General features: G+C 73.8%; 11 protein-coding genes. 7 read left to right on the top strand and 4 right to left on the bottom strand.

Going from position 1 to position 23,333, the window contains the following annotated elements:
• The first annotated feature begins 101 nt into the window (after positions 1–101).
• From ABZ840_RS11995 to ABZ840_RS11980, 4 genes are read left to right on the top strand one after another with little or no spacing between them, the layout of a single operon-like run.
• Complete coding sequence (locus ABZ840_RS11995; RefSeq protein WP_361557301.1) at positions 102–11,678, top strand: amino acid adenylation domain-containing protein; 11,577 nt, start codon at positions 102–104, stop codon at positions 11,676–11,678.
• Positions 11,675–12,526, top strand: a complete 852-nt coding sequence (locus tag ABZ840_RS11990; protein ID WP_361557299.1) for an ABC transporter permease — start codon at positions 11,675–11,677, stop codon at positions 12,524–12,526. The genes ABZ840_RS11995 and ABZ840_RS11990 overlap by 4 nt, the downstream gene beginning before the upstream one ends.
• 32 nt (positions 12,527–12,558) lie before the next feature.
• Positions 12,559–13,863, top strand: coding sequence for a cytochrome P450 (locus tag ABZ840_RS11985; protein WP_361557296.1), 1,305 nt, complete (start codon positions 12,559–12,561; stop codon positions 13,861–13,863).
• Position 13,864: 1 nt separating this feature from the next.
• A complete protein-coding gene (locus ABZ840_RS11980; RefSeq protein ID WP_361557293.1) occupies positions 13,865–14,815 on the top strand; it encodes a TauD/TfdA family dioxygenase in 951 nt (316 codons plus the stop codon).
• Between the two features lie 143 nt (positions 14,816–14,958).
• On the opposite strand, the gene ABZ840_RS11975 is transcribed toward ABZ840_RS11980, so the two are convergent.
• The gene (locus ABZ840_RS11975; RefSeq protein ID WP_361557290.1) at positions 14,959–15,777 is read right to left on the bottom strand and encodes an FkbM family methyltransferase; all 819 of its coding nucleotides are present in this window, start codon (positions 15,775–15,777) and stop codon (positions 14,959–14,961) included.
• Positions 15,778–16,027: 250 nt separating this feature from the next.
• On the opposite strand from ABZ840_RS11975, the gene trpC reads away from it, so the two are divergent.
• Positions 16,028–16,834: an indole-3-glycerol phosphate synthase TrpC gene (trpC, locus tag ABZ840_RS11970; protein WP_361557287.1), complete on the top strand. Its 807-nt coding sequence runs from the start codon at positions 16,028–16,030 to the stop codon at positions 16,832–16,834.
• On the opposite strand, the gene trpD is transcribed toward trpC, so the two are convergent.
• The gene (gene trpD / locus ABZ840_RS11965) at positions 16,831–17,892 is read right to left on the bottom strand and encodes an anthranilate phosphoribosyltransferase (protein WP_361557284.1); all 1,062 of its coding nucleotides are present in this window, start codon (positions 17,890–17,892) and stop codon (positions 16,831–16,833) included. The genes trpC and trpD overlap by 4 nt on opposite strands.
• 119 nt (positions 17,893–18,011) lie before the next feature.
• On the opposite strand from trpD, the gene ABZ840_RS11960 reads away from it, so the two are divergent.
• Together ABZ840_RS11960 and ABZ840_RS11955 are read left to right on the top strand one after the other, a co-directional pair.
• The gene (locus ABZ840_RS11960) at positions 18,012–19,403 is read left to right on the top strand and encodes a PLP-dependent aminotransferase family protein (protein ID WP_361557281.1); all 1,392 of its coding nucleotides are present in this window, start codon (positions 18,012–18,014) and stop codon (positions 19,401–19,403) included.
• Positions 19,404–19,623: 220 nt separating this feature from the next.
• On the top strand, positions 19,624–20,988 hold the full coding sequence (locus ABZ840_RS11955; RefSeq protein WP_361557278.1) for a class II 3-deoxy-7-phosphoheptulonate synthase: 1,365 nt from the start codon (positions 19,624–19,626) through the stop codon (positions 20,986–20,988).
• On the opposite strand, the gene ABZ840_RS11950 is transcribed toward ABZ840_RS11955, so the two are convergent.
• Both ABZ840_RS11950 and ABZ840_RS11945 read right to left on the bottom strand, forming a co-directional pair.
• Positions 20,960–21,688, bottom strand: coding sequence for an alpha/beta fold hydrolase (locus ABZ840_RS11950; protein WP_361557275.1), 729 nt, complete (start codon positions 21,686–21,688; stop codon positions 20,960–20,962). The two genes, ABZ840_RS11955 and ABZ840_RS11950, sit on opposite strands and share 29 nt — an antisense overlap.
• Before the next feature lie 142 nt (positions 21,689–21,830).
• Entirely contained in the window at positions 21,831–23,309 is a 1,479-nt protein-coding gene (locus ABZ840_RS11945; RefSeq protein WP_361557272.1) for an MFS transporter, read from the bottom strand.
• Positions 23,310–23,333 lie beyond the last annotated feature (24 nt).

Here is a 23,333-nt window from a genome sequence, read left to right as displayed (position 1 = left end):
CCGGCCGGCCTCCGCAGCGCGTCAGTTGCCGGTCAGCCCTGTGTCAGCGCGCTTGTCAATCATCACGGTGTGCACTCGGTGACCTTCGCTAGGGGATTGCAATGACTTCTGTTCAGACGGCCGGCCTTCCACTCACCGCTGGTCAGAAGGACATCTGGTTCGACGAGAAGCTCTCCGGCGGCGGCGCCAGCTACAACACCGCCATCTACTGGGACATCCGCGGGCCGCTGGACCGCGACCTGTTCCGTGCCGCGCTCACGCGGCTGGTGGCGGAGTCGGAGTGCCTGCGCACCCGCTTCACCGAAGTGGACGGCGAGCCGCGGCAGTTCGTCGAGGAGCTGACGGAACTGCCGCTGACCGTCACCGACGTCGGCGGCGCCGCCGACCCGGCCGGTGCCGCCCGTGAGGCGATCCAGGCCGACCTGCGCATCCCGCTCTCGCCGACCGCTGCGCCGCACGTGCCGCTGTTCCGGCTGAGCGTCTTCACCCTCGGCCCGGACCGGACGTTCTTCTGCCTGCTCAACCACCACCTGGTCTCCGACGGCTTCAGCTACGTCATCTACTGGCAGCGGCTGTCCGCGATCTACGAGGCGATGCTCGCCGGCACCTCGCTCGACGAGGACCGCTTCCCGCCGCTCGGCACGCTCGTCGAGGCCGAGGCAGCGTACGCGGACACCGCGCGCGCCGAGCGGGACCGCGCCTACTGGGCGGAGCACCTCGCCGACCGGCCCGAGCCGGTCACCCTGGCCACCCGCGAAGCGGACCCGGCGCAGACGTTCCATCGCGAGGAGACCGTGCTGCCGGACGCGCTCGCCGAGCGCCTCCGCACCGTGGCCTGGGACTCCCGGGTGACCTGGCAGACCGTGCTGGTCGCGGCGCTCGGCGCGTACACCCGGCGGATGGCCGGCACCGAGGACGTGCTGCTGTCCCTGCCGGTGACCGCCCGGGTGGGCGGCACCATGCAGAACATCCCGGGCATGGTCGTCAACTACCTGCCGCTGCGCCTGGCCGTGCGTCCCGGCACGACCCGCGGCGAGCTGCTCACCACCACCTACCGGACGTTCTCGCAGGCGCTCAAGCACCAGCGCCACCGCGTCAGCCGGATCCGCCGCGCGATGGGCCTGACCAGCGACGACCGTCGTCCGTTCGGGCCGTTCATCAACATGATGCCGCAGGTGGAGAAGTTGAGCGTCGGCCCGTGCGAGGCGACCATCCACAGCCCCTCCACCGGACTCGTGGACGACATGGAGTTCACCGTCGCGGACAAGGGCGAGGACGGCATCGGCGTCGACCTCAGCGGCAATGAGGCCCGCTACGACCGGAGCGAGGTCCGCGACCACCTCCACCGCTTCATCGCCTTCCTCGACCGCTTCGTGACCGCGGACGCCGACGCACCGCTGGACGCGCTCGGCATACTCGCCGACGACGAGGCGGAGCAGCTGGCCGCCGCGCTCACCGGACCCGTACGAGACGAGCCCTACCTCGGCGTCGTGGAGCGGGTGCGGGCGCACGCCGCCGAGCGCCCGGACGCGGGGGCCGTCACCGACGAGGGCGGCAGCCTGACCTACGCCGAGCTGGTCGGCCGCGCCTCCGCCGTCGCGCGCCGGCTGGCGGGCACCGGCCCGGTGGCCCTGCTCACCGAGCCGGGCCGGGACTTCGTCACCGCGGAACTCGGCGTGCTCGGCGCGGGCCGGGCGTTCCTGCCGCTGGACCCCCGCGCCCCGCTGGCCCGCCTCGTGGGCCTGCTCCGGGACAGCGGCGCCACCTGCGTCCTCGCCGACACCACCAACAGCGCGCTCGCCGAGCGGGCCGCGGCCGACGCCGCCGCGCAGCCGCTGCCGGTGCACGTCCTGGACGGCGCGCAGGATCCCGCCGACGGCCTCGCCCCCGTGCTCGGCGGCCCGCAGGACCTGGCGTACGTCATCTACACCTCCGGCTCCACCGGCAAGCCCAAGGGCGCCATGGTGCAGCGCGGCGGCATGGTGAACCACCTGCTGGCCAAGGTCGAGGAGCTGTCCCTGGACCACGCGGACACACTTGTGCACAACGCGCCCGTCACCTTCGACGTGACCGTCTGGCAGTCGCTGACCACCCTCCTCGTCGGCGGCCGGGTCCGTGCCGTCCCCCGTGACGCCGCCGCCGACCCGGACGCCCTGTTCGGCACCATCGCCGCCGAGGGGCTGACCGTACTGGAGGTCGTACCGTCCCTGCTGCGGGCCACCCTGGACGCCTGGGACGCGGCCGGCACCGCCCCCGCGCTGCCCGGCCTGCGCTGGATGATCTCCAACGGCGAGGCGCTCCCCGCCGACCTGTGCACGCGCTGGTTCGCGCGCTACCCGGACATCGCGCTGGCCAACGTCTACGGTCCCACCGAGTGCTCCGACGACGTCACCCACGGATATGCGCACAGCGCCGCCGACGTGCGGCACGCCTCCATGCCCATCGGCCGGCCGCTGCGCAACACCCGGCTGTACGTACTCGGCGACGACCTGCGCCCGGTGCCGCGCGGCGTCCTGGGCGAGCTGTTCATCGCCGGCGCGGGCGTCGGCCGCGGCTACCTGGGGGACCCGGGCCGCACTGCCACCACCTTCGTCCCCGACCCGTTCGCGGCCGACGGCTCCCGCATGTACCGCACCGGTGACCACGTCGTGCTGGGCGAGGACGGGCAGCTCGTCTTCACCGGACGCCGCGACCACCAGGTCAAGATCCGCGGCCAGCGCATCGAGCTGGGCGAGGTCGAGGCGGCCCTGCGGGAGCAGCCCGCGGTCGCCGACGCGGTGGCTGTCGCGGTGCCGGACCCGGCGGGCCACCAGCGCCTGGTCGGCTACCTCGTCGCCGAGCCCGGCGACGCGCCCCTGGACACCGCCGCCGTACGGGACCGGTTGATCCGGACGCTGCCCGAGCAGATGGTGCCCTCCCTCCTGCTGCCGCTGCCGGAGCTGCCGTTGACGGCGCACGGCAAGGTGGACCGCAAGGCGCTGCCGGCCCCGGACTTCTCCGCGGCGGCGGCCGGCGGCCGTGCTCCGGGCAGCCCGCAGGAGCAGTTGCTCTGCACGATCCTGGCCGAGGTGCTCGGCCTGCCCCGCATCGGCGTCGACGACAGCTTCTTCGCGCTCGGCGGCGACAGCATCAGCGCCATCCAGGTCGTCGGCCGGGCCCGCAAGGCCGGGCTGACCGTCACCTCGCGCGACGTCTTCCAGCACCGCACCCCGGCCGCCATCGCCGCGGCCGCGACGCCGGCCGCGCCCGCGGCGGCCGTCGCCGTGGACGACGGCGTCGGCGAGATCGAGCTGACCCCCATTGCCGATCAGCTCCGCGAGGAACTGGCCGCTCTCCCCGACGCGACCCGCGAGTACAGCCAGTACGTGACGGTCTCGGTGCCCGCCGGCGCCGACCTCGCCCGCCTCACGCCGGTGCTGTGCGCCGTCCTGGACAGACACGACGCGCTGCGCATGCGGCTGACCGCGCCGGTACCGGGCCTGTGGTCCCTGGCGGCGATGCCGCGGGACGCGGGGTCCGCCACCGAGATCCTCAGCAAGGTGGACGTGCCGGCCGGCACCGACCGGGACGCGGTCCTCGCCGAGCAGCTCGCGGCCGCCCGGCGCCGACTGCGCCCCGAGGACGGCGTGCTGGTGCAGGCCGTGCTGCTCGACGCGGGCCCCGCCGAGCCCGGGCGGCTGCTGCTGGTGATCCACCACCTGGCCGTCGACGGCGTCTCCTGGCGGATCCTGCTGGGCGACCTCCGGGCCGCCTGGGACGCCGTCACCGAAGGCCGCACGGTCCACCTGGACCCGGTCGGCACCTCCTACCGCCGCTGGGCGCGTACCCTCTCCGAACACGCGCGGACCGCCCAGCGCGTCGCCGAACTGCCCCTGTGGACCGCCCAGGCGGAGGGCAACCGCATCCTGCTCGGCGACCGCCCGCTGGACCCCGCCCGCGACACGTACGGCAACGCGGGCCGGCTGCGCCTCGAACTGCCCGCCGAGCGCGCGGCAGAGGTGCTCACGCAGGTGCCCGCCGTCTTCCACGCCCAGGTCGACGAGGTCCTCCTCACCGGCCTCGCGCTGACCCTCGCCGACCGGGAGCGCCGTCTCGGCCGTACCGGCACCCGCGCCCTGGTCGAGCTGGAGGGCCACGGCCGCGCGGAGCTGTCCGACGCCACGGGCCCGCTCGACCTGTCCCGCACCGTCGGCTGGTTCACCAGCGTGTACCCCGTCGGCCTGGAGATCGGCGAGCCCGACCGGGCCGAGGTGCGCGCCGGCGGGGCCGCCTGCGGCGCCGCGCTCAAGCAGGTCAAGGAGGCCCTGCGCGCCCTGCCCGACCACGGGTTCGGGTACGGCCTGTTGCGGCACCTGAACCCGCAGACCGCCGCCGCGCTGGCCCGCCACGCCACTCCGGAGATCGGCTTCAACTACCTGGGCCGCTTCACCACCGGCAGCGACGGCGACTGGGCCCTGCAGGCAGGCGGCTCAGGCCTCACCGCCGCCCCCGGTACCCCGCTGCGGCACGTACTGGAAGCAGTGGTGATGACCGAGGACCGCCCCGGCGGTCCGGTGCTGGTCGCCGAGTGGACGTGGGCGGCGGGGCTGCTCACCGAGGACGACGTACGAGCCGTCGCCGAAGGCTGGTTCACGGCCCTGGACGCCCTCGCCGCACACGCCGGGCAGCCCGGTGCCGGTGGGCGCACCCCCTCCGAATTCCCGTTGGTGACCGTCTCCCAGCAGGAGATCGAAGCGTTCGAGCGGGACATCGAGGGGCTGGCGGACATCCTGCCGCTCTCCCCGCTCCAGCGCGGCCTGCTCTTCCAGGCCGAGTTCGACCGCCACGGCATGGACGCGTACACCCTCCAGGTGATCATGGACGTGGACGGGCCGCTGGACCGCGACGCGCTGCGCGACGCCGTGACCGCCCTGCTCGACCGCAACCCGGGCCTGCGGGCCTGCTTCCGCGAGCGTGACCCGGGCGATCCGGTCCAGCTCGTCCCGGCCGCGGTGGAGCTGCCGTGGACCGAGGTCGACCTGTCCGGTACGACCGAGGCGGAGTTCGACGCCGAGATCGCCCGGCGGACCGACGAGGAGTGGCTGCGCCGCTTCGACGTCACCCGGTCCCCGCTGACCCGCTTCACGGTCTACCGGCACGCCGCCGAACGCCACCGCGTCGTCTGGACCGCGCACCACATCCTGGTGGACGGCTGGTCGCTCTCCGCGGTCCTCGCCGACGAGCTGGTGACCCTCTGGTCCAACGGTGCCGACGCGAGCGCGCTGCCGCCCGTCGCCCCGGTGAGCGGCTACCTGGAGTGGTCCGCCGCGCAGGACAAGGAGGCGGCCCGCGAGGCCTGGCAGAAGGAGCTTGCCGGTATCGACGAGCCCACCCGGCTCGGCCCGGCCGACCGGCCGCGGGTCTCGGCGCTGCCCGGTACGCACGCGGTGGAGCTGCCCCGCGAGCTGACCGACGCGGTGACCGCCTGGGCGCACGCGGAGGGCCTCACGATGAACACGGTCGCGCAGGGCTGCTGGGCGATCGCCCTCGGCCGGCTGACCGGGCGTCAGGACGTGACCTTCGGCGCGGTGGCCTCCGGGCGGCCCGAGGACCTGCCGGACGTCGAGCGGATGGTGGGCGCCTTCATGCACACCCTCCCCGTACGGGTCACGCTGGACCCGTCGCTCACCTTCGAAGTGATGCTGACCGGTCTTCAGGAACGCCAGCTCGGCCTGGAGCCGCACCAGCACCTGGGCCTCGCCGAGGTGCAGCAGGGCGCCGGCATCGGCGAGCTGTTCGACACGGTGGTCAGCTTCCACAACTACCCGTCCGGCGTGCTGGACTCCATCGGCACCCGCATCCCCGGCCTGCACATGCGCGGCTGGGAGGCCCGGGTCATCGCCGAATATCCCCTCGCCCTGGGCGTGTTCCCGGGTGAGCGGATGCGCCTGGAGGCCCAGTACCGGCCGGACATCTTCACGACCGAGCAGGTCGACGCGGTCCTGCGGCGGTTCGTCCGGGTGCTGGAGGCGCTCGCCGCCGCGCCGGATGCCACCCTCGGCCGGCTCGACACCCTCGGCGACGACGAGCGGCAGCTGCTGCTCGCCGACTGGTCCGGCAGCGGCACCACGGCGGCGCCGCGCACCACGGTGACCCCCGAGGTCTTCGAGGCGCGCGCCGCGGCCACGCCGGACAAGGAAGCCGTCGTGCTCGGCGCCGACCGGCTCACTTACGCGGAGCTCGACGCGCGGGCCAACCGGCTGGCGCGCCTGCTCGTCGGGCGAGGTGTGGGCCCCGAGCAGGTGGTCGCCGTGATGCTGCCCCGTACGGCCGAGCAGACGGTCGCGGCGCTCGCGGTGCTCAAGGCCGGCGCGGCGTACCTGCCCGTGGACGCGGCGTACCCCGTCGACCGCATCGCCTACATGCTGGACGACGCCCGCCCGGTGGCCCTGCTGACCGACGAGGCGACCGCGGCCCGCCCGGCGGGCCTGCCGGACCTGGAGACCGCGCCGCTGGTCCTCGACTCGCCCGGCACCGCCGAGCAGCTCGCGGTCCTGCCGGACACCGCTGTCACCGACGCGGACCGCACCGCCGCGCTGCGGCCCGGGCACCCCGCGTACGTCATCTACACCTCGGGTTCCACCGGCCGGCCCAAGGGCGTCGTGGTGGCGCACGAAGGGCTGCTGGCGATGGTCGACAGCCTCGTCGAGCGCTTCGGCCTGGACGAGGACACCCGGGTGCTGCAGTTCGCGTCCTTCAGCTTCGACGCCTCCGTCTGGGAGATCATGCTGGCGCTGCTCACGGGCGGCACGCTGGTCATCGCCGACGAGGAGTGCCGTACGCCGGGCCGGCCGCTGGTCGACCTGATCAACACGGCCCGGATCAACCTGGCGGGCCTGCCGCCGGTCGTCGTCAGCGGGCTGCCCGCGGACGCCACGCTCCCCGCCGACCTGCGTCTGGCCGTGGCCGGCGAGGCCGTACCGGCCGAGATCGTCGAGCGCTTCGCCGGCGGCGTCAAGCTCTACAACGGCTACGGCCCGACCGAGGCGGTGGTCAGCTCCACCGTCAGCGGCCCGCTGGCGGGCACCGGGCGGCCGCCGATCGGCCGGCCGACCACCGCACACCGGGTGTACGTCCTGGACCGCCACCTGCGGCCCGCCCCGGTCGGCGTCGTCGGTGAGCTGTACGTCGGCGGCGGCCTGGCCCGCGGCTACCTGCGCCGCCCCGACCTGACCGCGCAGCGGTTCGTGGCCGACCCGTTCGGCCCGGCCGGTGCCCGCATGTACCGCACCGGTGACCTGGTGCGCTGGCTCCCGGACGGCGAACTCGACTACATCGGCCGCGCCGACGAGCAGGTCCAGCTGCGCGGTTTCCGGGTCGAGCTGGGGGAGATCTCCTCCGCCCTGCTGGCCCAGCCCGGCATCGACCAGGCCACGGTCGTCGTGCGCGAGGACGAGGCGGGCGACCGGCGGCTGGTGGCGTACGTCGTGGCCGCCGACCCGGCGGCGCTCGCCGACGCGTCGCTGAGCGGCACGCTGCGCGAGCGGCTGGCCCGTACCCTGCCCGACTACATGGTGCCCTCGGCGGTGGTCGCCCTCGAAGCGCTGCCGCTCACCGCGCAGGGCAAGATCGACCGTAAGGCGCTGCCCGCGCCCGACCTCGCCGGCGGCTCCGCGGGCCGCGGTCCGCGCACCCCGGTGGAGGAGATCCTCTGCGGGCTCTTCGCCGACATCCTCGGCGTCCCCCGGGTCTCCGTGGACGACGATTTCTTCGAGATCGGCGGGCACTCACTGCTGGCCACCCGGCTGATCAGCCGGGCCCGTACGGCGCTCGGCGTCGAACTGCCGATCCGCGCCCTGTTCGAGGCGCGGACCGTGGCCGCACTGGCGGGTGTCGTGGAGGCCGCCGCGCAGGCCAGGCCGCCGCTGGCGCCGGCCCCGCGGGACGCCGAACGGCCGCTGTCCTTCACCCAGCAGCGGCAGTGGTTCCTCAACCGGCGCCAGGAGGAGGCCGACGGCACGTACAACACGCCGATGGCCTTCCGGCTCTCCGGGCGGCTGGACACCACCGCCCTGCAGGCCGCGCTGACCGACGTGGCCGAGCGCCACGAGGTGCTGCGGACCGTCATCCCGGACACCGACGGCGTACCGTCCCTCAAGCTCCTCGACGCCGCCTCGGGCGGTCCGGCGCTCAAGGCCCGCACGGTCACCGAGGACGGCCTGCGGGCCGCCCTGGCCGCCGAGACCGACCTCGGCTTCGACCTCACCGCCGAGCCGCCGCTGCGGGTCCGGCTCTTCCCGGTCGGCCAGGACGAGTGCGTGCTGCTGCTGGTCTTCCACCACATCGCCTTCGACGGCTGGTCGATCGTGCCGCTGCTCACCGACCTGTCCACCGCCTACCGGGCGCGCACGACAGGCCGGGCCCCGCAGTGGGCGCCGCTGCCGGTGCAGTACGCCGACTTCGCCGTCTGGCAGCGCGAGCTGCTCGGCGCCGCGGACGACCTCGACAGCGTGGCCTCGCGCCAGCTGTCCTTCTGGAAGGACGCGCTCGCCGGGCTGCCGGAGGAGCTCGACCTGCCCACGGACTTCCCGCGCCCGGAGGTCAGCAGTTCCTCCGGTGACACGGTGATGTTCGATCTGGAGCCCGAACTGCACCACTCACTGACCGAGTTGGCGCGGGGGACCGGCAGTACCGAGTTCATCGTCTTCCAGGCCGCGCTGTCGGCCCTGCTGACCCGCCTGGGTGCCGGTACCGACATCCCGCTGGGCGTCTCGGTCGCCGGACGTACCGACGAGGCGCTCAACGACCTGGTCGGCATGTTCATCAACTCCCTCGTGCTGCGCAGCGACACCAGCGGCGACCCGACCTTCCGCGAACTCCTGGACCGGCTGCGGGAGACCGACCTCGCCGCCTACTCCCACCAGGACGTGCCGTTCGACCAGGTCGTGGACGCGCTCCGGCCGGCCCGCTCGCTGGCCCGGCACCCGCTCTTCCAGATCGTGCTGAGCGTCCAGGCGCACGGCGAGCAGCCGCTGCACCTGCCGGGCCTCACCGTGCGGCCCGAGTACGTCGGGTCCGACCGGGCCAAGCTCGACCTGGTCATGGAGCTGCTGCCGTGGCCCGGCGAGGGCGGCATGCGCGGCCTGTTCAACTTCAGCACCGACCTCTTCACCCGGGCCACCGCCGAGCGCATGGTCGAGCAGTTCCAGCGGGTGCTGCGCGCCGTGGCCGCCGACCCCGACGTCCGGCTGAGCGGCCTGGGCCTGCTCTCCGGCGACGAGCGGGAGCGGGTGCTGCACGGCTGGAACGCCACCGAGCGCGAACTGCCCGCGGCCACGCTGCCCGAGCTGTTCGCCGCGCAGGCCGCCCGCACGCCGGACGCGCCCGCCGTCGGCACCGGGCCGCACGCCCTCACCTACGCGGACCTGGACGCACGCAGCAACCAGCTGGCCCACCACCTGATCGCGGCCGGCGCCGGGCCCGAGCGGATCGTCGCCCTCGCGGCCTCACGCCCCGAGGACCGGGCGCTCGCGGCGCTCGCGGTGCTCAAGGCCGGCGCGGCCTACGTACCGCTCGCGGCGGACGAACCGGCCGCCCGGATCAAGGCGCTCTTCGCCGACACCCGCCCGGTGTGCGTACTCACCACGGCCGGCCTGGCCAGCCGGCTGCGCAGCACCGGCGTGCGGATCGTCGTCCTGGACGCGGCCGAGGTGCGCGGCGGTCCGGTCGATCCGGTACGGGACACCGACCGCCCGGAGCCGCTGCGCCCCGAGCACGCCGCGTACGTGATCCGCGCCGAGGACGCGGCCGACCGGCCGCGCGGCACGGTCGTCGAGCACCGGGCCGCCGTCAACCACCTGGCCCGGGCACTGGAGTCCGGAAAGGGCGCGGACGAGGGGCTGTTCGGGCCGCTGCTGTCCGGCGCGGGCGTGCGCGGCACGGAGCCGCTGCCGCTGGACTGGGCGACGCCCGCCACGTCCGCCGCGGGAGAGGCGGCGTGGAACACCCGGATGTACGTCCTGGACGAGTGGCTGAGCCCCGTGCCGCCCGGCGTGACCGGTGAGCTGTACGTGGCCGGCGCCGGACTGGCCCGCGGCTACGTGAACCGCCCCGGCCCCACCGCCGAGCGGTACGTCGCCGACCCCTTCGGCGCGGCAGGGTCCCGGCTGTACCGGACCGGCGAGCGCGCGAAGTGGGACACCGAAGGAAACCTGCTGGCCCCCGACGCGCTGTCCGCCGCCGCGGTGGCGGCCCGCACGGAGACCAGCGGCGCCGACGGGACCGATGAGACCGGTGACGGCGGCCCGTCGAACCCGGCGGAGGAGGCGCTGCACGGGATCGTGGCGGAGGTGCTGGGGACGGACCGGTTCGGGGTCGAGGAGAACTTCTTCGAGGTGCCGGGGACGGGGATGGACAGCATGAAGTCGCTGCGGGTGGTGAGCATGGCGCGGAAGGCGGGGCTGGGGATCAGCATCGCGGACGTGTTCGTGCACCAGACCGTGCGGGCGCTGGCGGCCACCGTCGCGGCCGAGGCGCTCAGCCCGGCGGAGGAGGCGCTGCACGGGATCGTGGCGGAGGTGCTGGGGACGGACCGGTTCGGGGTCGAGGAGAACTTCTTCGAGGTGCCGGGGACGGGGATGGACAGCATGAAGTCGCTGCGGGTGGTGAGCATGGCGCGGAAGGCGGGGCTGGGGATCAGCATCGCGGACGTGTTCGTGCACCAGACCGTGCGGGCGCTCGCGGCCACCGTGGAGTCCGCCCCCGAGCCGCCGGCGCCCGAGGCCGCATCGCCGGCTCCGGCTTCGGCCGCGGCCCCGGCACGCCGCCACAGCACGCAGATCATGGCGGACGCGATCGACGAGACCGACCGACTGGAGCACGCCGACCCGTTCGGCACGCTGCTGGCCATCCGGCCGGGCGGCACCAGGCCGCCGGTGTTCTGCCTGCACAGCGGCGTCGGCTTCGCCCTGTCCTACCTGCCGCTGACCCGCTACATCGGCGAGGAATACCCCCTCTACGGCATCCAGGCACCGTGCGTCGTGGCCGGCGCCCCGCTGCCGGGCAGCATCGAGGAGATCGCGGCGGAGTACATCGCGATGATGAAGGAGGTCCGGCCCACCGGCCCGTACCACCTCTTCGGCTGGTCGCTCGGCGGTCTGCTGGCCTACGAGATCGCCGTCCAGCTGCGCCGGGCCGGGGACGAGGTGGGCCTGGTGGCCAACCTGGACTCCTACCCGCGCTCCGGCGTCACCGACGACCGGGACCGGCAGTCCCTGCTGGCCTGGCTCCTGGAGGGCATCGGCCACCACCGCTCCGAGTACGGCGACCGCGACCTGGCGACCGGGGACATCATCGACGCACTGCGGCGCGACGGCAGCCCGATGGCCCGCATGGGCGACGAGCGGATGGCCCGCATGGTCGATCTGATGCTCCACCACCAGGGCCTCAACACCCGTTATACGCCGGGCGACTTCGACGGCACGATGCAGCTCTTCCTCGCCGAGCACTCGGAGTGGGGTGAGGCCGGCACGGACAAGGAAGGCCTGTGGCGGCCGTACTTCAGCGGCACGCTGGACATCCACCGGGTCGCCTGCACGCACGACGACATCCTCAACCCGGGCCCGCTGTCCGAGGTCGGCCCGGCCGTCGCCGCCGAACTCGACCGGCTGCACCGCGAGAACGGACGTGAGCAGGCATGACGACGGCCCTCATCGACAGCGGCCGGGGCGGCGGCCCGCACGGCACGCGGGCCGCCGGCGGCCCGCGCGCCCTGCTCACCGAGGTCCTCGCGGTCACTGGGCGGCGCCTGCGCCATCTGCGCCGGGCGCCCGGCCGGGTGGTCGGCGTGGCGCTCAGCCCCCTGGTGTCGATGGTGATGCTCGGGTACCTCTTCCGGGACGCCATCCAGCTCCCCGCCGGCGGGTCGTACGGCGAGTACGTCTTCGCCGGCGGCGCGGTCCAGGTCGCCCTGGCCTGCGTCGGCCCGACCGCGGTGTCGGTCGCCCTGGACCTCAAGGGCGGGCTGGTCGACCGCTTCCGGTCGCTGCCCATCAGCCGGTCGTCGGTGCTGCTCGGGCACACCCTCGCCGACCTGCTGGTGGGGCTGCTCGGGCTGGCCGTCGTCACCGGCGCCGGGCTGCTGCTCGGCTGGCGCAGCCGCACCGGCCTGCTGCCGACGCTCGCGGCCTTCGGCCTGATCGCGCTCTTCGTCTACGTCATGCTCTGGCTCGGCGTGCTGCTGGCCACGACGCTGCGCAACGTGGAGACGATCAGCGTCGTTACCCCGTTCATCGTCGTGGTCCTGCCCTTCCTGTCCAACGCGTTCCTCGCCCCGGAGTCCATGCCGGGCCCGATCCGCCCGCTCGCGGAGTGGAACCCGGTCAGCGCGGTGATCGCCGCCTGCCGGGACCTGTGGGGCAACCCCGCGGCGGCCGGCGGCAGCTTCCCCACCGAACACCCGCTGACCGTGGTCGCCGTGACGCTGGGCGCGCTGTTCACGGCCTGCGCCGTCGTGAGCCTGCGCCGCTATCGCACCCCGGGCTCCTGAGCGAGCCCACCCAAGCCTGGAGAGGAACCGCCATGACCACGCAAGCCCACCCGCCCGCACTCCGCACGGGCCTCGGCCCGCGGCCGGGCGGTCCGGGGCCCGCCCCGGCCGACGTGCCCGACCTGGACACCCTGGACCTGACCGACCCGCAGACGTTCCTGGACGTCGACCCGCACGCCATGTGGCGGCGGTTCCGTGCCGAGAGCCCGGTCCACTGGCACCCGGCCGACGCGCCGGTCCCCGGCTTCTGGGTGATCTCCAAGTACCAGGACGCGGTGGACATCTACCGGGACAACAAGCGGTTCACCTCCGAGCGCGGCAACGTCCTCGCGACCCTGCTGCAGGGCGAGGACTCCGCCTCCCGCAAGATGCTCGCCGTCACCGACGGGCCGCGGCACCGCGAGATCCGCAACCTGATGCTCAAGTCCTTCTCGCCGCGGGTCCTGGAGCCGGTCGTGGCCGGCGTGCACCGCCGCACCCGCGAGCTGGTCGCCCAGGCGCTGGACCGGGGCGAGCTGGACTTCGTCACCGACGTCGCCGACCACATCCCGATCAATACGATCGGCGACCTGATGGACGTGCCGGCCGCCGACCGCGAGCGGCTGGTCGAGTGGAACACCAAGACCCTCTCCCGGCACAGCTCGGACGACAGCATGTTCGAGGAGGTGATGGCGCGGAACGAGATCCTGCTCTACTTCTCCGAGCTGGCCGCCGAGCGCCGCCGGAACCCCGGCGAAGACGTCATCAGCGCCCTGGCCACGGCCACCGTGGACGGCGAGCCGCTCTCCGAGGACGAGATCGTCTTCAACTGCTACAGCCTCATCCTCGGCGGCGACGAGTCGAGCCGGATGTCGTCCATCGGCGGCCTCATCGCCTTCGCCGAGAACCCCGAGCAGTGGCGGAGGCTGAAGACCGGCGAAGCCGGCGCGGACAGCGCCACCGAGGAGGTGCTGCGCTGGACCACCCCGGCCATGCACTTCGGGCGCCGCGCGCTCGTGGACGTGCCCGTACGCGACCGGGTCGTCAAGGCCGGCGACGTGGTGACCCTGTGGAACAGCTCGGCCAACTTCGACGAGGACGTCTTTCCCGACCCGTTCGCCTTCGACATCGGCCGTACGCCCAACAAGCACGTGGCGTTCGGGCACGGACCGCACTTCTGCCTCGGCGCCTTCCTCGGCCGGGTGCACGTGAACGCGATGGTCGAGGCGCTGCGCACGTCGGTCGCCGAGATCCGGCTGGCGGGCAGCGCCCAGCGCCTGTACTCCAACTTCGTCCACGGCTACAGCGGCCTGCCGGTCGCGCTCACCGCCGAGCCGGCCGGGGAGGTGACGGCCTGACATGCGAGCCGAGAGACGTACGGCAGGCGGCACCACCCTGGCCGTCCTGCACGCCGAGGAGCCGATGGCGGACTGGGACGGGGAGCGGCGGGGCGCGGTGCGACACCGGGTCGAGGAGGCGCTGGGCCAATTCGGCGCCGTACTGGTCCGGGGGCTCGGCATCGCCGACTCCGGCGCGTTTCATCACGCCGTCTCCGCCTTCGGCGACCCGCTGATCGACAGCTACCGCGGCGGCAACACCCCGCGCGTGACCGTCGCCGACGGTGTCTTCACCTCCACGGAATACCCGGCGCGCTTCGAGATCTCGCTGCACAACGAGATGTCCTACGCGCACCGCTGGCCCAGCCGGCTGTTCTTCGGCTGTCTGGTGGCCGCGGAGACCGGCGGCGCCACCCCGGTGTGCGACGGGCATGCGCTGCTCGCGGACCTGGACCCGCGGGTGCGGGAGCGGTTCGCGTCCGGGGTGGTCTACCGGCAGCACCTGCACGGCGGCGCCGGGCTCGGCAAGTCCTGGCAGGACACCTTCGAGACCACGGACCGCACGGTGGCCGAGGAGTTCCTGACCGCCTCCGAGGCGGACTTCCGGTGGACGCCCGAGGGCGGCCTGCGGGTCGCCCAGCACCGGCCCGGTATCCGGCGCAACCCGCTCACCGGCCGCGACGTGTGGTTCAACCAGGCCGATCAGTGGCACCCGTCGAACCTGCCGGAGGACGAGGGCGCGACGCTGCTGTCGCTGATCGGCAGCGTGGACGACCTGCCGCACTGGGTGACGTACGGAGACGGCAGCCCCATCCCCGACGAGGACCTGGACCACGTGCGCGCGGTGGCGCGGCGCAACCGGCTCGTCGAGCCCTGGCAGGCCGGCGACATCATGATCGTCGCCAATATGTCGGTGCTGCACGGCCGCGAGGCCTTCACCGGGCCGCGCCGGATCGTCGTCTCCATGACCTGAGGCCGGCGCCCGAGCCCTCCGGCCCGGGCGGAGCCGCCGGGGTGGGCCGTGAGTACCGCGGCCCGCCCCGGCGGCTCCGCCCTTCAGGCAGCGCTCCCGCCCTTCAGGCAGCGCTCCCGCCCTTCAGGCAGCGCTCCCGCCCTTCAGGCAGCGCTGCTGCCCGGCCGGGTCGCGAAGACGGAGTGGCGTCCGGACTCCACCAGGCCGTCACCGGCCGGCGGCGGCACCTCGAACCCGCGGCGCCGCAGCTCGTCGCTCAGCAGTGCGAGCCGCCCTTCGGTCGGGGTTCCCGGCTCGTCGTGCACCTCCAGGGCGATCCGGCGGACCAGCGGCCAGTGGGCCTCGTCGAGGCCGCGCAGGACATCGGCCTCGGCGCGCTGGACGTCCACCTTCAGCAGGTCGATACGGGTCACGCCCTGCTCCGCGATGACGTCCGAGAGGCGTCGGGTCCGGCACACGTACGGCACCTCGCGGAACCGGTACTCCAGCATCTCGTCGAGGAGTTCCGCGGCGTCGCCGAGGTCCTCCCGCGCCGCGTCGGACACCTGCCGCTTGATGAATTCCCTGTCGGCCTCGGTGGCCGCGTGGGACGAGGTGGCCGACATCGTGGTGTAGCCGGGGTAGAAGGTGAAGTCGACCTCGCCCTCGGCGTCGCCGAGCGCGTACGGGAAAAGGTGCGCCGGCACGCCGTACACGGACGTGTTGTGCCGCAGCTTCTCGAAGACCGGCGGCAGCGGCTCGAACGCGTAGACCGTCGCGTCCGGGCAGACGGCGTGCGCGAAGAGCGCGAACACACCGATGTTCGCGCCCACGTCGAACACCACGGCATCGCTCGGCAGCGACATCCCGTCGGGGAGGTAGGAGCTGCGGGTGAAGATCTCGTCGTAGAGGAAGGACGTCTCGTGCGCGTTGACGCCTTCTATACGGCTCGGATCGATGAGGTGGCTCCGGTCGACCGGCACTGCGCTCTCCTGAGGCTCGCGGACATACGGCAGGGCCAGCTTGCCGCCGCGCGCTGACAGCGAACTGACATCCCACCATGCGGTCACCGAGGCCGCGAAACCGCTGGTCACCTGTGATTTTCGTCGAACACTTAAGGACGTGGCCGGGCCCTTCCGCCGTCCTTATGGTTCACAACCGACAGCGCCGTTCTCCGGCCGGCCGAATCCGCCGGCCGCACCGGAGCCCGGGCGGCGCGAGGGAGGCACCGCCGTGAACGTGCTCGACGACATCATCGAAGGGGTCCGCGCCGATCTGCGGGCAAGGCAGGCACGCATACCGGAGCGGGAGCTGCGGGAGCGGGCGGCGGCGGCCGGCCCCGCGAAGGACTGTGCCGCCCTGCTCCGAACCGGTGGCGGCACGTCCGTCATCGCCGAAGTGAAGCGGGCCAGCCCCTCCAAGGGGCCGCTCGCCGAGATCGGCGACCCGGCCGCGCTCGCCGCCGACTACGAGGCGGGCGGCGCCACCGCGATCAGCGTGCTCACCGAGCGGCACCGCTTCGGCGGCTCCCTGGACGACCTGGACGCGGTCCGTGCGCGGGTCGGCGTCCCCCTCCTGCGCAAGGACTTCATCGTCACGCCCTACCAGCTGTGGGAGGCGCGGGCGCACGGCGCCGACCTGGCCCTGCTCATCGTCGCCGCGCTCGAACAGCCGCTGCTCGCCGACCTCGTGACCACTGCGGCGGCGGCAGGGCTGACGCCGCTGGTCGAGGTGCACGACGCGGCGGAGGCGGAGCGGGCACTGGCCGCCGGGGCCACGGTGGTCGGCGTCAACACCCGCGACCTGCGCACCCTCACCGTGGACCGTGCCACGTTCGCGCGGGTCGCGCCCCATCTCCCGGCCGGCGTGGTGAAGATCGCCGAGTCCGGGGTGCGCGGGCCGCGGGACGTCGCGGCGTACGCGGCGCACGGTGCGGACGCGGTCCTGGTCGGCGAGGCGCTGGTGACCGGCGGGCGACCGCGCGCCGCGGTCGGCGACCTGCTCGCGGCGGGCCGTCACGACGCCGCCGCGCCCCACTAGCGGGCCGGTTCAGCGGCTCGCTTCGTGGACACCGCAGCCCACCGCTCCATGACGGCCGCCGCCGCACCGGAGTCGACGGCGTCCGCGGCGCGCGCCAGCCCGGCCGCCAGCCGCTCGGTGACCGGCCGGTCCTCCGGGGCGAGCGCCGCCAGCCCGGCCGCCGCCGACAGCAGCACCGCGTCCCGCACCGGCCCGCGCGCCCCCGCGAACACCTCGCGTGCCACCCGGGCGTTGTGGGCGCGGTCCCCGCCACGCAGTGCGTCGGGCGCCGCGAGCGGGATGCCGAGGTCCCGCGGATCGAAGACCTCGGTGCGCACGCCGGAGCCGCTCACCGACCAGACCGTGGAGGTTGTGGTGACCGTCAGTTCGTCCATCCCGTCGTCGCCCCGGAACACCAGGGCCGAGACCCCGCGGCGGGACAGCACCCCGGCGATCAGCGGCGCCAGCCGCCGGTCCGCGACGCCGATCGCCAGCGCCGCGGGCGAGGCCGGGTTGGCCAGCGGTCCCAGCGCGTTGAAGACGGTGCGGACACCCAGCTCCCGGCGCGGCGCGGCCGCATGCCGCATCGCGGGGTGGAACACCGGAGCGAAGCAGAAGGTGATACCGGTCTCCTCGGCCACCTCCGCGACCGCGGTGGAGGGCAGTTCCAACGCCACCCCCAGCTCCTGCAGCACGTCGGCGGAGCCGCAGGCGGAGGAGGCGGAGCGGTTGCCGTGCTTGACGACCCTGGCACCCGCGCCGGCGGCCACCACTGCCGACATCGTGGAGATGTTCACGCTGTTCGAGCCGTCGCCGCCGGTGCCCACGATGTCCAGCGCGGGGCCCGGCACCTCCAGTGGCACCGCGTGCCGGCCCATCGCCCGCACGAGGCCCTCGATCTCCTCGACGGTCTCTCCTTTGGCGCGCAGCGCCACCAGGAGCCCGGCCAGCCGGACCGGGCCCGCGCTGCCGGCCATCACCTGGTCCATGGCCCATTCGGTCTCCCGCGTGGACAGGTCCTTCCGGTCGAGCAATGCATTCAGCAATTCCGGCCAGCTGCAGATCTGTTCGGTGGTCACGGGAATTCTCCTCGGGCGGCACCACGGGCTGTGACTCCGTTCAGTGTGCGAAGCGGCGCGGCCGCGTTCCAGACCAATGCAAGCAGAGCTGTACGGTCCAATTCGGAAGGAGAAAGCGTGTGGCCCTCCATATGGCCGTCGAAGTGGTCAGGGATTCCGAACTCTCCCTGACCGCCCAGATCCAGCGCTTCATCAAGAGGGAAATTGCGGACGGCATTCTGCAGCCGGGTACCCGGCTGCCCGCCAGCCGCCGGCTCGCCGACGACCTGGACGTCTCGCGCAGCGTCGTCGTCGAGGCGTACGGACAGCTGGTCGCCGAGGGATACCTGGAGGCGACGCAGGGCGCCGGCACCCGCGTCGTCGGCCACCTGGCCACCCAGCCCGTCGTGCCCGCCCTGCTCGACGAGGGGCAGGTGCCGGCCGCCCGCTGGGACCTGCGCACCGGAGGGCACAACGTCCCCGCCTTCCCGCGCCGCGAGTGGCTCGGCTGCTACCAGCGCGTCCTGCAGTCGGCCGCCCCCGCGGACCACGACTACCCGCCGCTGGCCGGCGAGCCGGGACTGCGCATCGAACTCGCCCGCTACCTGGGGCGGGCGCGCGGGGTGCGGGCCGCCGCCGAGCAGGTGATGGTGGTGGCAGGGTTCGCCCAGGCGCTCGGGCTGCTCTGCACGGTCCTGCGGGAGGAGGGGGTGAACGCCCTCGCCATCGAGGACCCCGGGCACCCGGGGCAGCGGCAGTTCGTCCGGGAGAGCGGCCTGCACACCGTCCCGGTGCCCGTCGACGACGAGGGCATCGACGTCGCGGCGCTGGCCGTCTCCGGGGCGCGGGCCGTGCTGGTCACCCCCGCCCATCAGTTCCCCACCGGCGTCACCCTGTCGGCGCGCCGCCGCGAGGCGCTGGTCCGCTGGGCCCGCGACACCGGCGGCCTGATCATCGAGGACGACTACGACGGCGGCCTCTGGTACGAGCGCGGCACCCGCCCGCTGGCCCTGCAGCGCCTCGCCCCCGAGCACGTGGTGTACGCCGGCACCGCCAGCAAGGCGCTCGCGCCCGGCCTGCGTCTGGGCTGGCTGGCCGCACCCGCCGAGCTGCTCGACCGCCTGCTGAGAGCCCGCGCCCGGCACGACCTGGGCACCGAGAGCCTCACTCAGCTGGCCTTCGCAGAGATGCTGCGCAGCGGGCTCTTCGACCGCCACCTGCGCCGGCTCAACTCCCAGTGCCGCAGCCGCCGCGACACGCTGGTGGAAGCGGTCCGCAAACACCTGCCGGGCGCCGAGGTCGTCGGCCGCGCCGCGGGGCTGCACGCGTACGTACGGCTGCCCCGGCACGTCGACGAGGCGGCGCTGGTGGCCGGGGCGCTGCGCCGCTCCGTCCTGGTGCGCGGCGGCGCGGCCTTCCAGGTGCGCCCGCGGCGGGACCGGCCCGCTCTGGTCGTCGGCCACGCCCATCTGCCGCGCTCCGGACTGGCGGAGGCCGTGCGCGCGCTGGGGGAGGCCCGGCTTCTCAGGTGAGCGGCGCGCCGGCCCGGGCCACCCGGAGGTGTGCGCGGCACGGTCCCGATTTCCGCGGCGGACCAATTCCCCGTCCCGCGTACGGACCACGCCAGAATTCCTTGACCCGCGTCCGCCGGGTGCATTGAGCTGAGCCTTACCGCCCCGCTCCATTTCGGCGGCCGGTGGTCCGCCGACCGGCAGCGCGTCGGCGCTCGCAAATAGCGAAGGGGGAACCGCAATGCAGAATTCTGTCACCCATTCCTGGAGGGAATTCCCGGCGGCACAGCAACCGGACTGGCCCGACGGCGCGGAGGTGCGCGCGGTGACCGGATGGCTGGCCGACGCACCGCCGCTGGTCTTCGCCGACGAATGCGACGCGCTGCGCCGCCGGATGGCCGCCGTCGCCCGCGGGGAGGCCGTACTCCTCCAGGGCGGTGACTGCGCCGAAACCTTCGACCGGGTGACCGCCGACGCGATCCGCGGCAAGCTCAAGACGCTGCTGCAGATGGCGGTGGTGCTCACCCACGCGACCGCCCTGCCCGTCGTCAAGGTCGGCCGGATGGCGGGCCAGTACGCCAAGCCCCGCTCCAGCCCGGTCGAGCGCCGGGACGGCCGCGAGCTGCCCTCCTACCGCGGCGACGCGGTGAACGCCGTGGCCTTCACGGCCGAGGCCCGCCGCCCCGACCCGCGGCGCATGCGGCGGATGTACGAGAGCTCCGTGATGACGCTCAACCTGGTCCGCGCCCTCACCACCGGCGGCTTCGCCGACCTGCGGCAGGTGCACGACTGGAACCGCGGCTTCGTCGCCGACTCGCGGGCCGGCGAGCGCTACGAGGCGCTCGCTCGCGAGATCGACCGCAGCCTCGCCTTCATGCAGGCCTGCGGCGTCGACACCGGCGAACTGGGCACCGCCGAGTTCTACGTCGGACACGAAGGCCTCCTGCTCGACTACGAGGCGGCGCTGACCCGCACCGAGCCGGAGTCCGGGCGGACCTACGCCACCAGCGGCCACCTGCTGTGGATCGGTGAGCGGACCCGGGACCTGAAGGGCGCGCACGTCGAGTACTTCTCGACCATCGACAACCCCATCGCCGTCAAACTCGGCCCGGCCACCACCCCGGACACCGCCCTCGGTCTCATCGACCGGCTCGACCCGTGCCGCGAACCGGGCCGGCTGACTTTCGTGGTCCGCGCCGGCGCCGACCGGGTCCGCGACGTGCTCCCCGTCCTCGTGGAGAAGGTCACCGCCGAGGGTGCCACGGTCTGCTGGGTCAGCGATCCGATGCACGGCAACACCATCACCGCGCCCAGCGGTCACAAGACCCGCCGCTTCGACGCGATCCTCGACGAGGTCCGCGGTTTCATGGAGGTGCACCGGGCCCTGGGTACGCATCCCGGCGGGGTGCACGTCGAGCTCACCGGCGACGACGTGACCGAGTGCGTCGGCGGCGGCAACGCCGTACTGGCCGAGGACCTGCACCACCGCTACGAGACGGCCTGCGACCCCCGCCTGAACCACACCCAGTCGCTCGACCTGGCCTTCCTGCTGGCCGAGATGTACCGGGAGCAGCAGCTCACTGCTCCCCGGCGGCCGCTTCGATGATGTCGAAGGGCGGCTCGGCGGCCAGGTAGAAGTGGTCCCCGGGGAGCGTCCGCATGCGGAACTCCCCTCGGGTCGTCTCCCGCCACGCCGCGACCCCGTCGGAGCCCACCTGCGGGTCCGCCCGCCCCACCAGCGCGGTGACGGGGCACCGCAGCGGAGCCCGTCGCCCGGACTCGTAGCCGGCGAGCATGCGGAAGTCGGCGCCGATGTAGGGCAGCACCAGGTCCACGAAGGCCGGATTGTGCAGCAGTTCGGCGTCGGTGCCGCCCAGCTCCACCAGCTTGCCGATGATCGCCTCGTCGTCCCAGGCCGCGGCCGTGTCGGGCGTCGCCCGCAGCAGCTGCGGCGCCCGTGCGGCAGATGCGAAGAGATGCTCGATGGGGTGGCCCGCTTCCTCCAGCGCGCAGGCCACCTCGTAGGCGACGATCGCCCCCATGCTGTGCCCGAAGAACGACGTCGGCCGCTCGGCCGCCGACGGGGCCATCGCCGCGGCGATCTCGCGGGCCATCGACGCGAGGTCGGCGGCCGGCGGCTCGGCGATGCGCTCGGCACGGCCCGGATAGCACACCGCGTGCACCTCGTAGCCGCTCAGCGCCTTGCCCCAAGTACGGAAGAAGTACGGGGAGCCCCCGGCGTGCGGGAAGCAGACGAGCCGTCGCGTCGCGAACGGCCGTGGCTCGATGCACTGTGTCCACATCATCCTGCTCCCCGCACCCGGATTCCGCCCTGGACCTCCACGATCCTGCCCGGGACTGACAGACCGCTGACAGCGGTCGGGCCGCCGCACCGGCACCGGTACGGCGGCCCGACCGCCCGCTCCCTGCTCGTGCGGCCCGAGCCCGTCAGTGCCGCTTCCCCGCGCTGCGGTCGCCCGCCTCCGCCGCGGCCGCGGGACCGCCGTCCGCCGCGCCCTCCAACTGCCGGGCGGCGCGGCGGGCCGTTTCGCGGGCCCAGTTTCCGCTGGTCAGGGCGCCGACGAGGAGCACGGCCACGCCGCAGCCGGTGATGACCCACCAGGCCGGGCGGCTCGCCTCCGCGAAGGCGCCGGTGGTGGCGGCAGCGCCGCCGCTCGCCAGCACGGCCCCGATCACGGCCACGCCCAGCGACTGGCCCACCTGGCGGCTGGTGGACGCCACCGCCGCCGCGACCCCGGCCTGCGCCCGCGGCATCCCGGACACCGCGGTATTGGTGATCGGCGCGTTCACCAGGCCGAAGCCGATGCCGAAGAGCACGTACCCGGTGAAGAGCAGCGGGGTGCTGTCCTCCGCCCGGAAGCCGGCGAAGAGGACGCCGCTGATCACCATCCCCGCACCGGCCAGCAGCAGCGACAGGCGCGGCCCGCGGGCCCCCACCAGCCGCCCCGACAGCGGCGCGAAGACCAGCGTCATGGCCGCCATCGGCAGCATGTACAGGCCCGCGTGCAGCGCCGAGAGGCCGCGGACGTCCTGGAGGTAGAGGGTGTTGACGAAGAGGAAGCCGCCGAGCGCCGCGAACGCGCTCACGGCGATCACGGTCGCGCCGCTGAACGGGGCGCTGCGGAAGAAGCGCAGCTCGATCAGCGGCTCGGTGCGCCGCCGCTCGTACCCGATCAGCCCGGCGAGCGACAGGACGGCCAGCGCGCTGCAGCCCATGATCAGCGGCGAGCCCCAGCCCGACTCGGGCGCCTCGATGATCGCGTACGTCAGGGAGCCGAGCAGCAGGATGACCAGCACCTGGCCCACGGGGTCGGGGCGGCGCGGGTGGGGCGCGCGGGAGTGCGGGACGTAGCGCATGGTCAGGAAGAGCGCGAGCAGCCCGATGGGGACGTTGATCCAGAAGATCGCCCGCCAGTCCACGGCCTCCACGAGCAGCCCGCCGACCACCGGCCCCGCGGCCATGCTGAGGCCGACCACGCCGCCCCACACGCCGATCGCGCGGGCCCGTTCGCGCGGCTCGGTGAAGGTGTTGGTGATGATCGACATCGCCACGGGGTTGAGCATCGAGCCGCCCACCGCCTGCACCATCCGGAACGCCACCAGCCACGACAGGCTCGGCGCGAGACTGCACAGCAGCGAACCCAGGGTGAAGACGATCAGCCCCACCTGGAACACCCGGCGGCGGCCGAGCCGGTCCGCCGTGGAGCCGGCCAGCATCAGCAGCGACGCCAGCACGAGGGTGTAGGCGTCGATCGTCCACTGCATGCCGGACACGGAGGCGTGCAGATCCTGGCGGAGGGAGGGCAGGGCGACGTTCAGGACGGTGTTGTCCAGGCTGACGATCAGCAGGCTCATGCAGCAGATCGCCAGCACCAGCATCCGCCGCCGGTGGCTGAGCTCGGGCATGGTTGAACGTTACAACGAGTAGCG

This window comes from Streptomyces sp. NPDC047117 (assembly GCF_040643545.1).
Lineage (GTDB): Bacteria > Actinomycetota > Actinomycetes > Streptomycetales > Streptomycetaceae > Streptomyces.
This window is presented reverse-complemented; position numbering and strand designations above follow the sequence as displayed.

Bases quoted from the DNA above. Each gene is read 5' to 3' on its own strand.
- ABZ840_RS11955 (WP_361557278.1), top strand. From the start codon at position 19,624: ATGCAGAATTCTGTCACCCATTCCTGGAGGGAATTCCCGGCGGCACAG.
- ABZ840_RS11985 (WP_361557296.1), top strand. From the start codon at position 12,559: ATGACCACGCAAGCCCACCCGCCCGCACTCCGCACGGGCCTCGGCCCG.
- ABZ840_RS11950 (WP_361557275.1), bottom strand. From the start codon at position 21,688: ATGATGTGGACACAGTGCATCGAGCCACGGCCGTTCGCGACGCGACGG.
- ABZ840_RS11990 (WP_361557299.1), top strand. From the start codon at position 11,675: ATGACGACGGCCCTCATCGACAGCGGCCGGGGCGGCGGCCCGCACGGC.
- ABZ840_RS11980 (WP_361557293.1), top strand. From the start codon at position 13,865: ATGCGAGCCGAGAGACGTACGGCAGGCGGCACCACCCTGGCCGTCCTG.
- ABZ840_RS11945 (WP_361557272.1), bottom strand. From the start codon at position 23,309: ATGCCCGAGCTCAGCCACCGGCGGCGGATGCTGGTGCTGGCGATCTGC.
- ABZ840_RS11995 (WP_361557301.1), top strand. From the start codon at position 102: ATGACTTCTGTTCAGACGGCCGGCCTTCCACTCACCGCTGGTCAGAAG.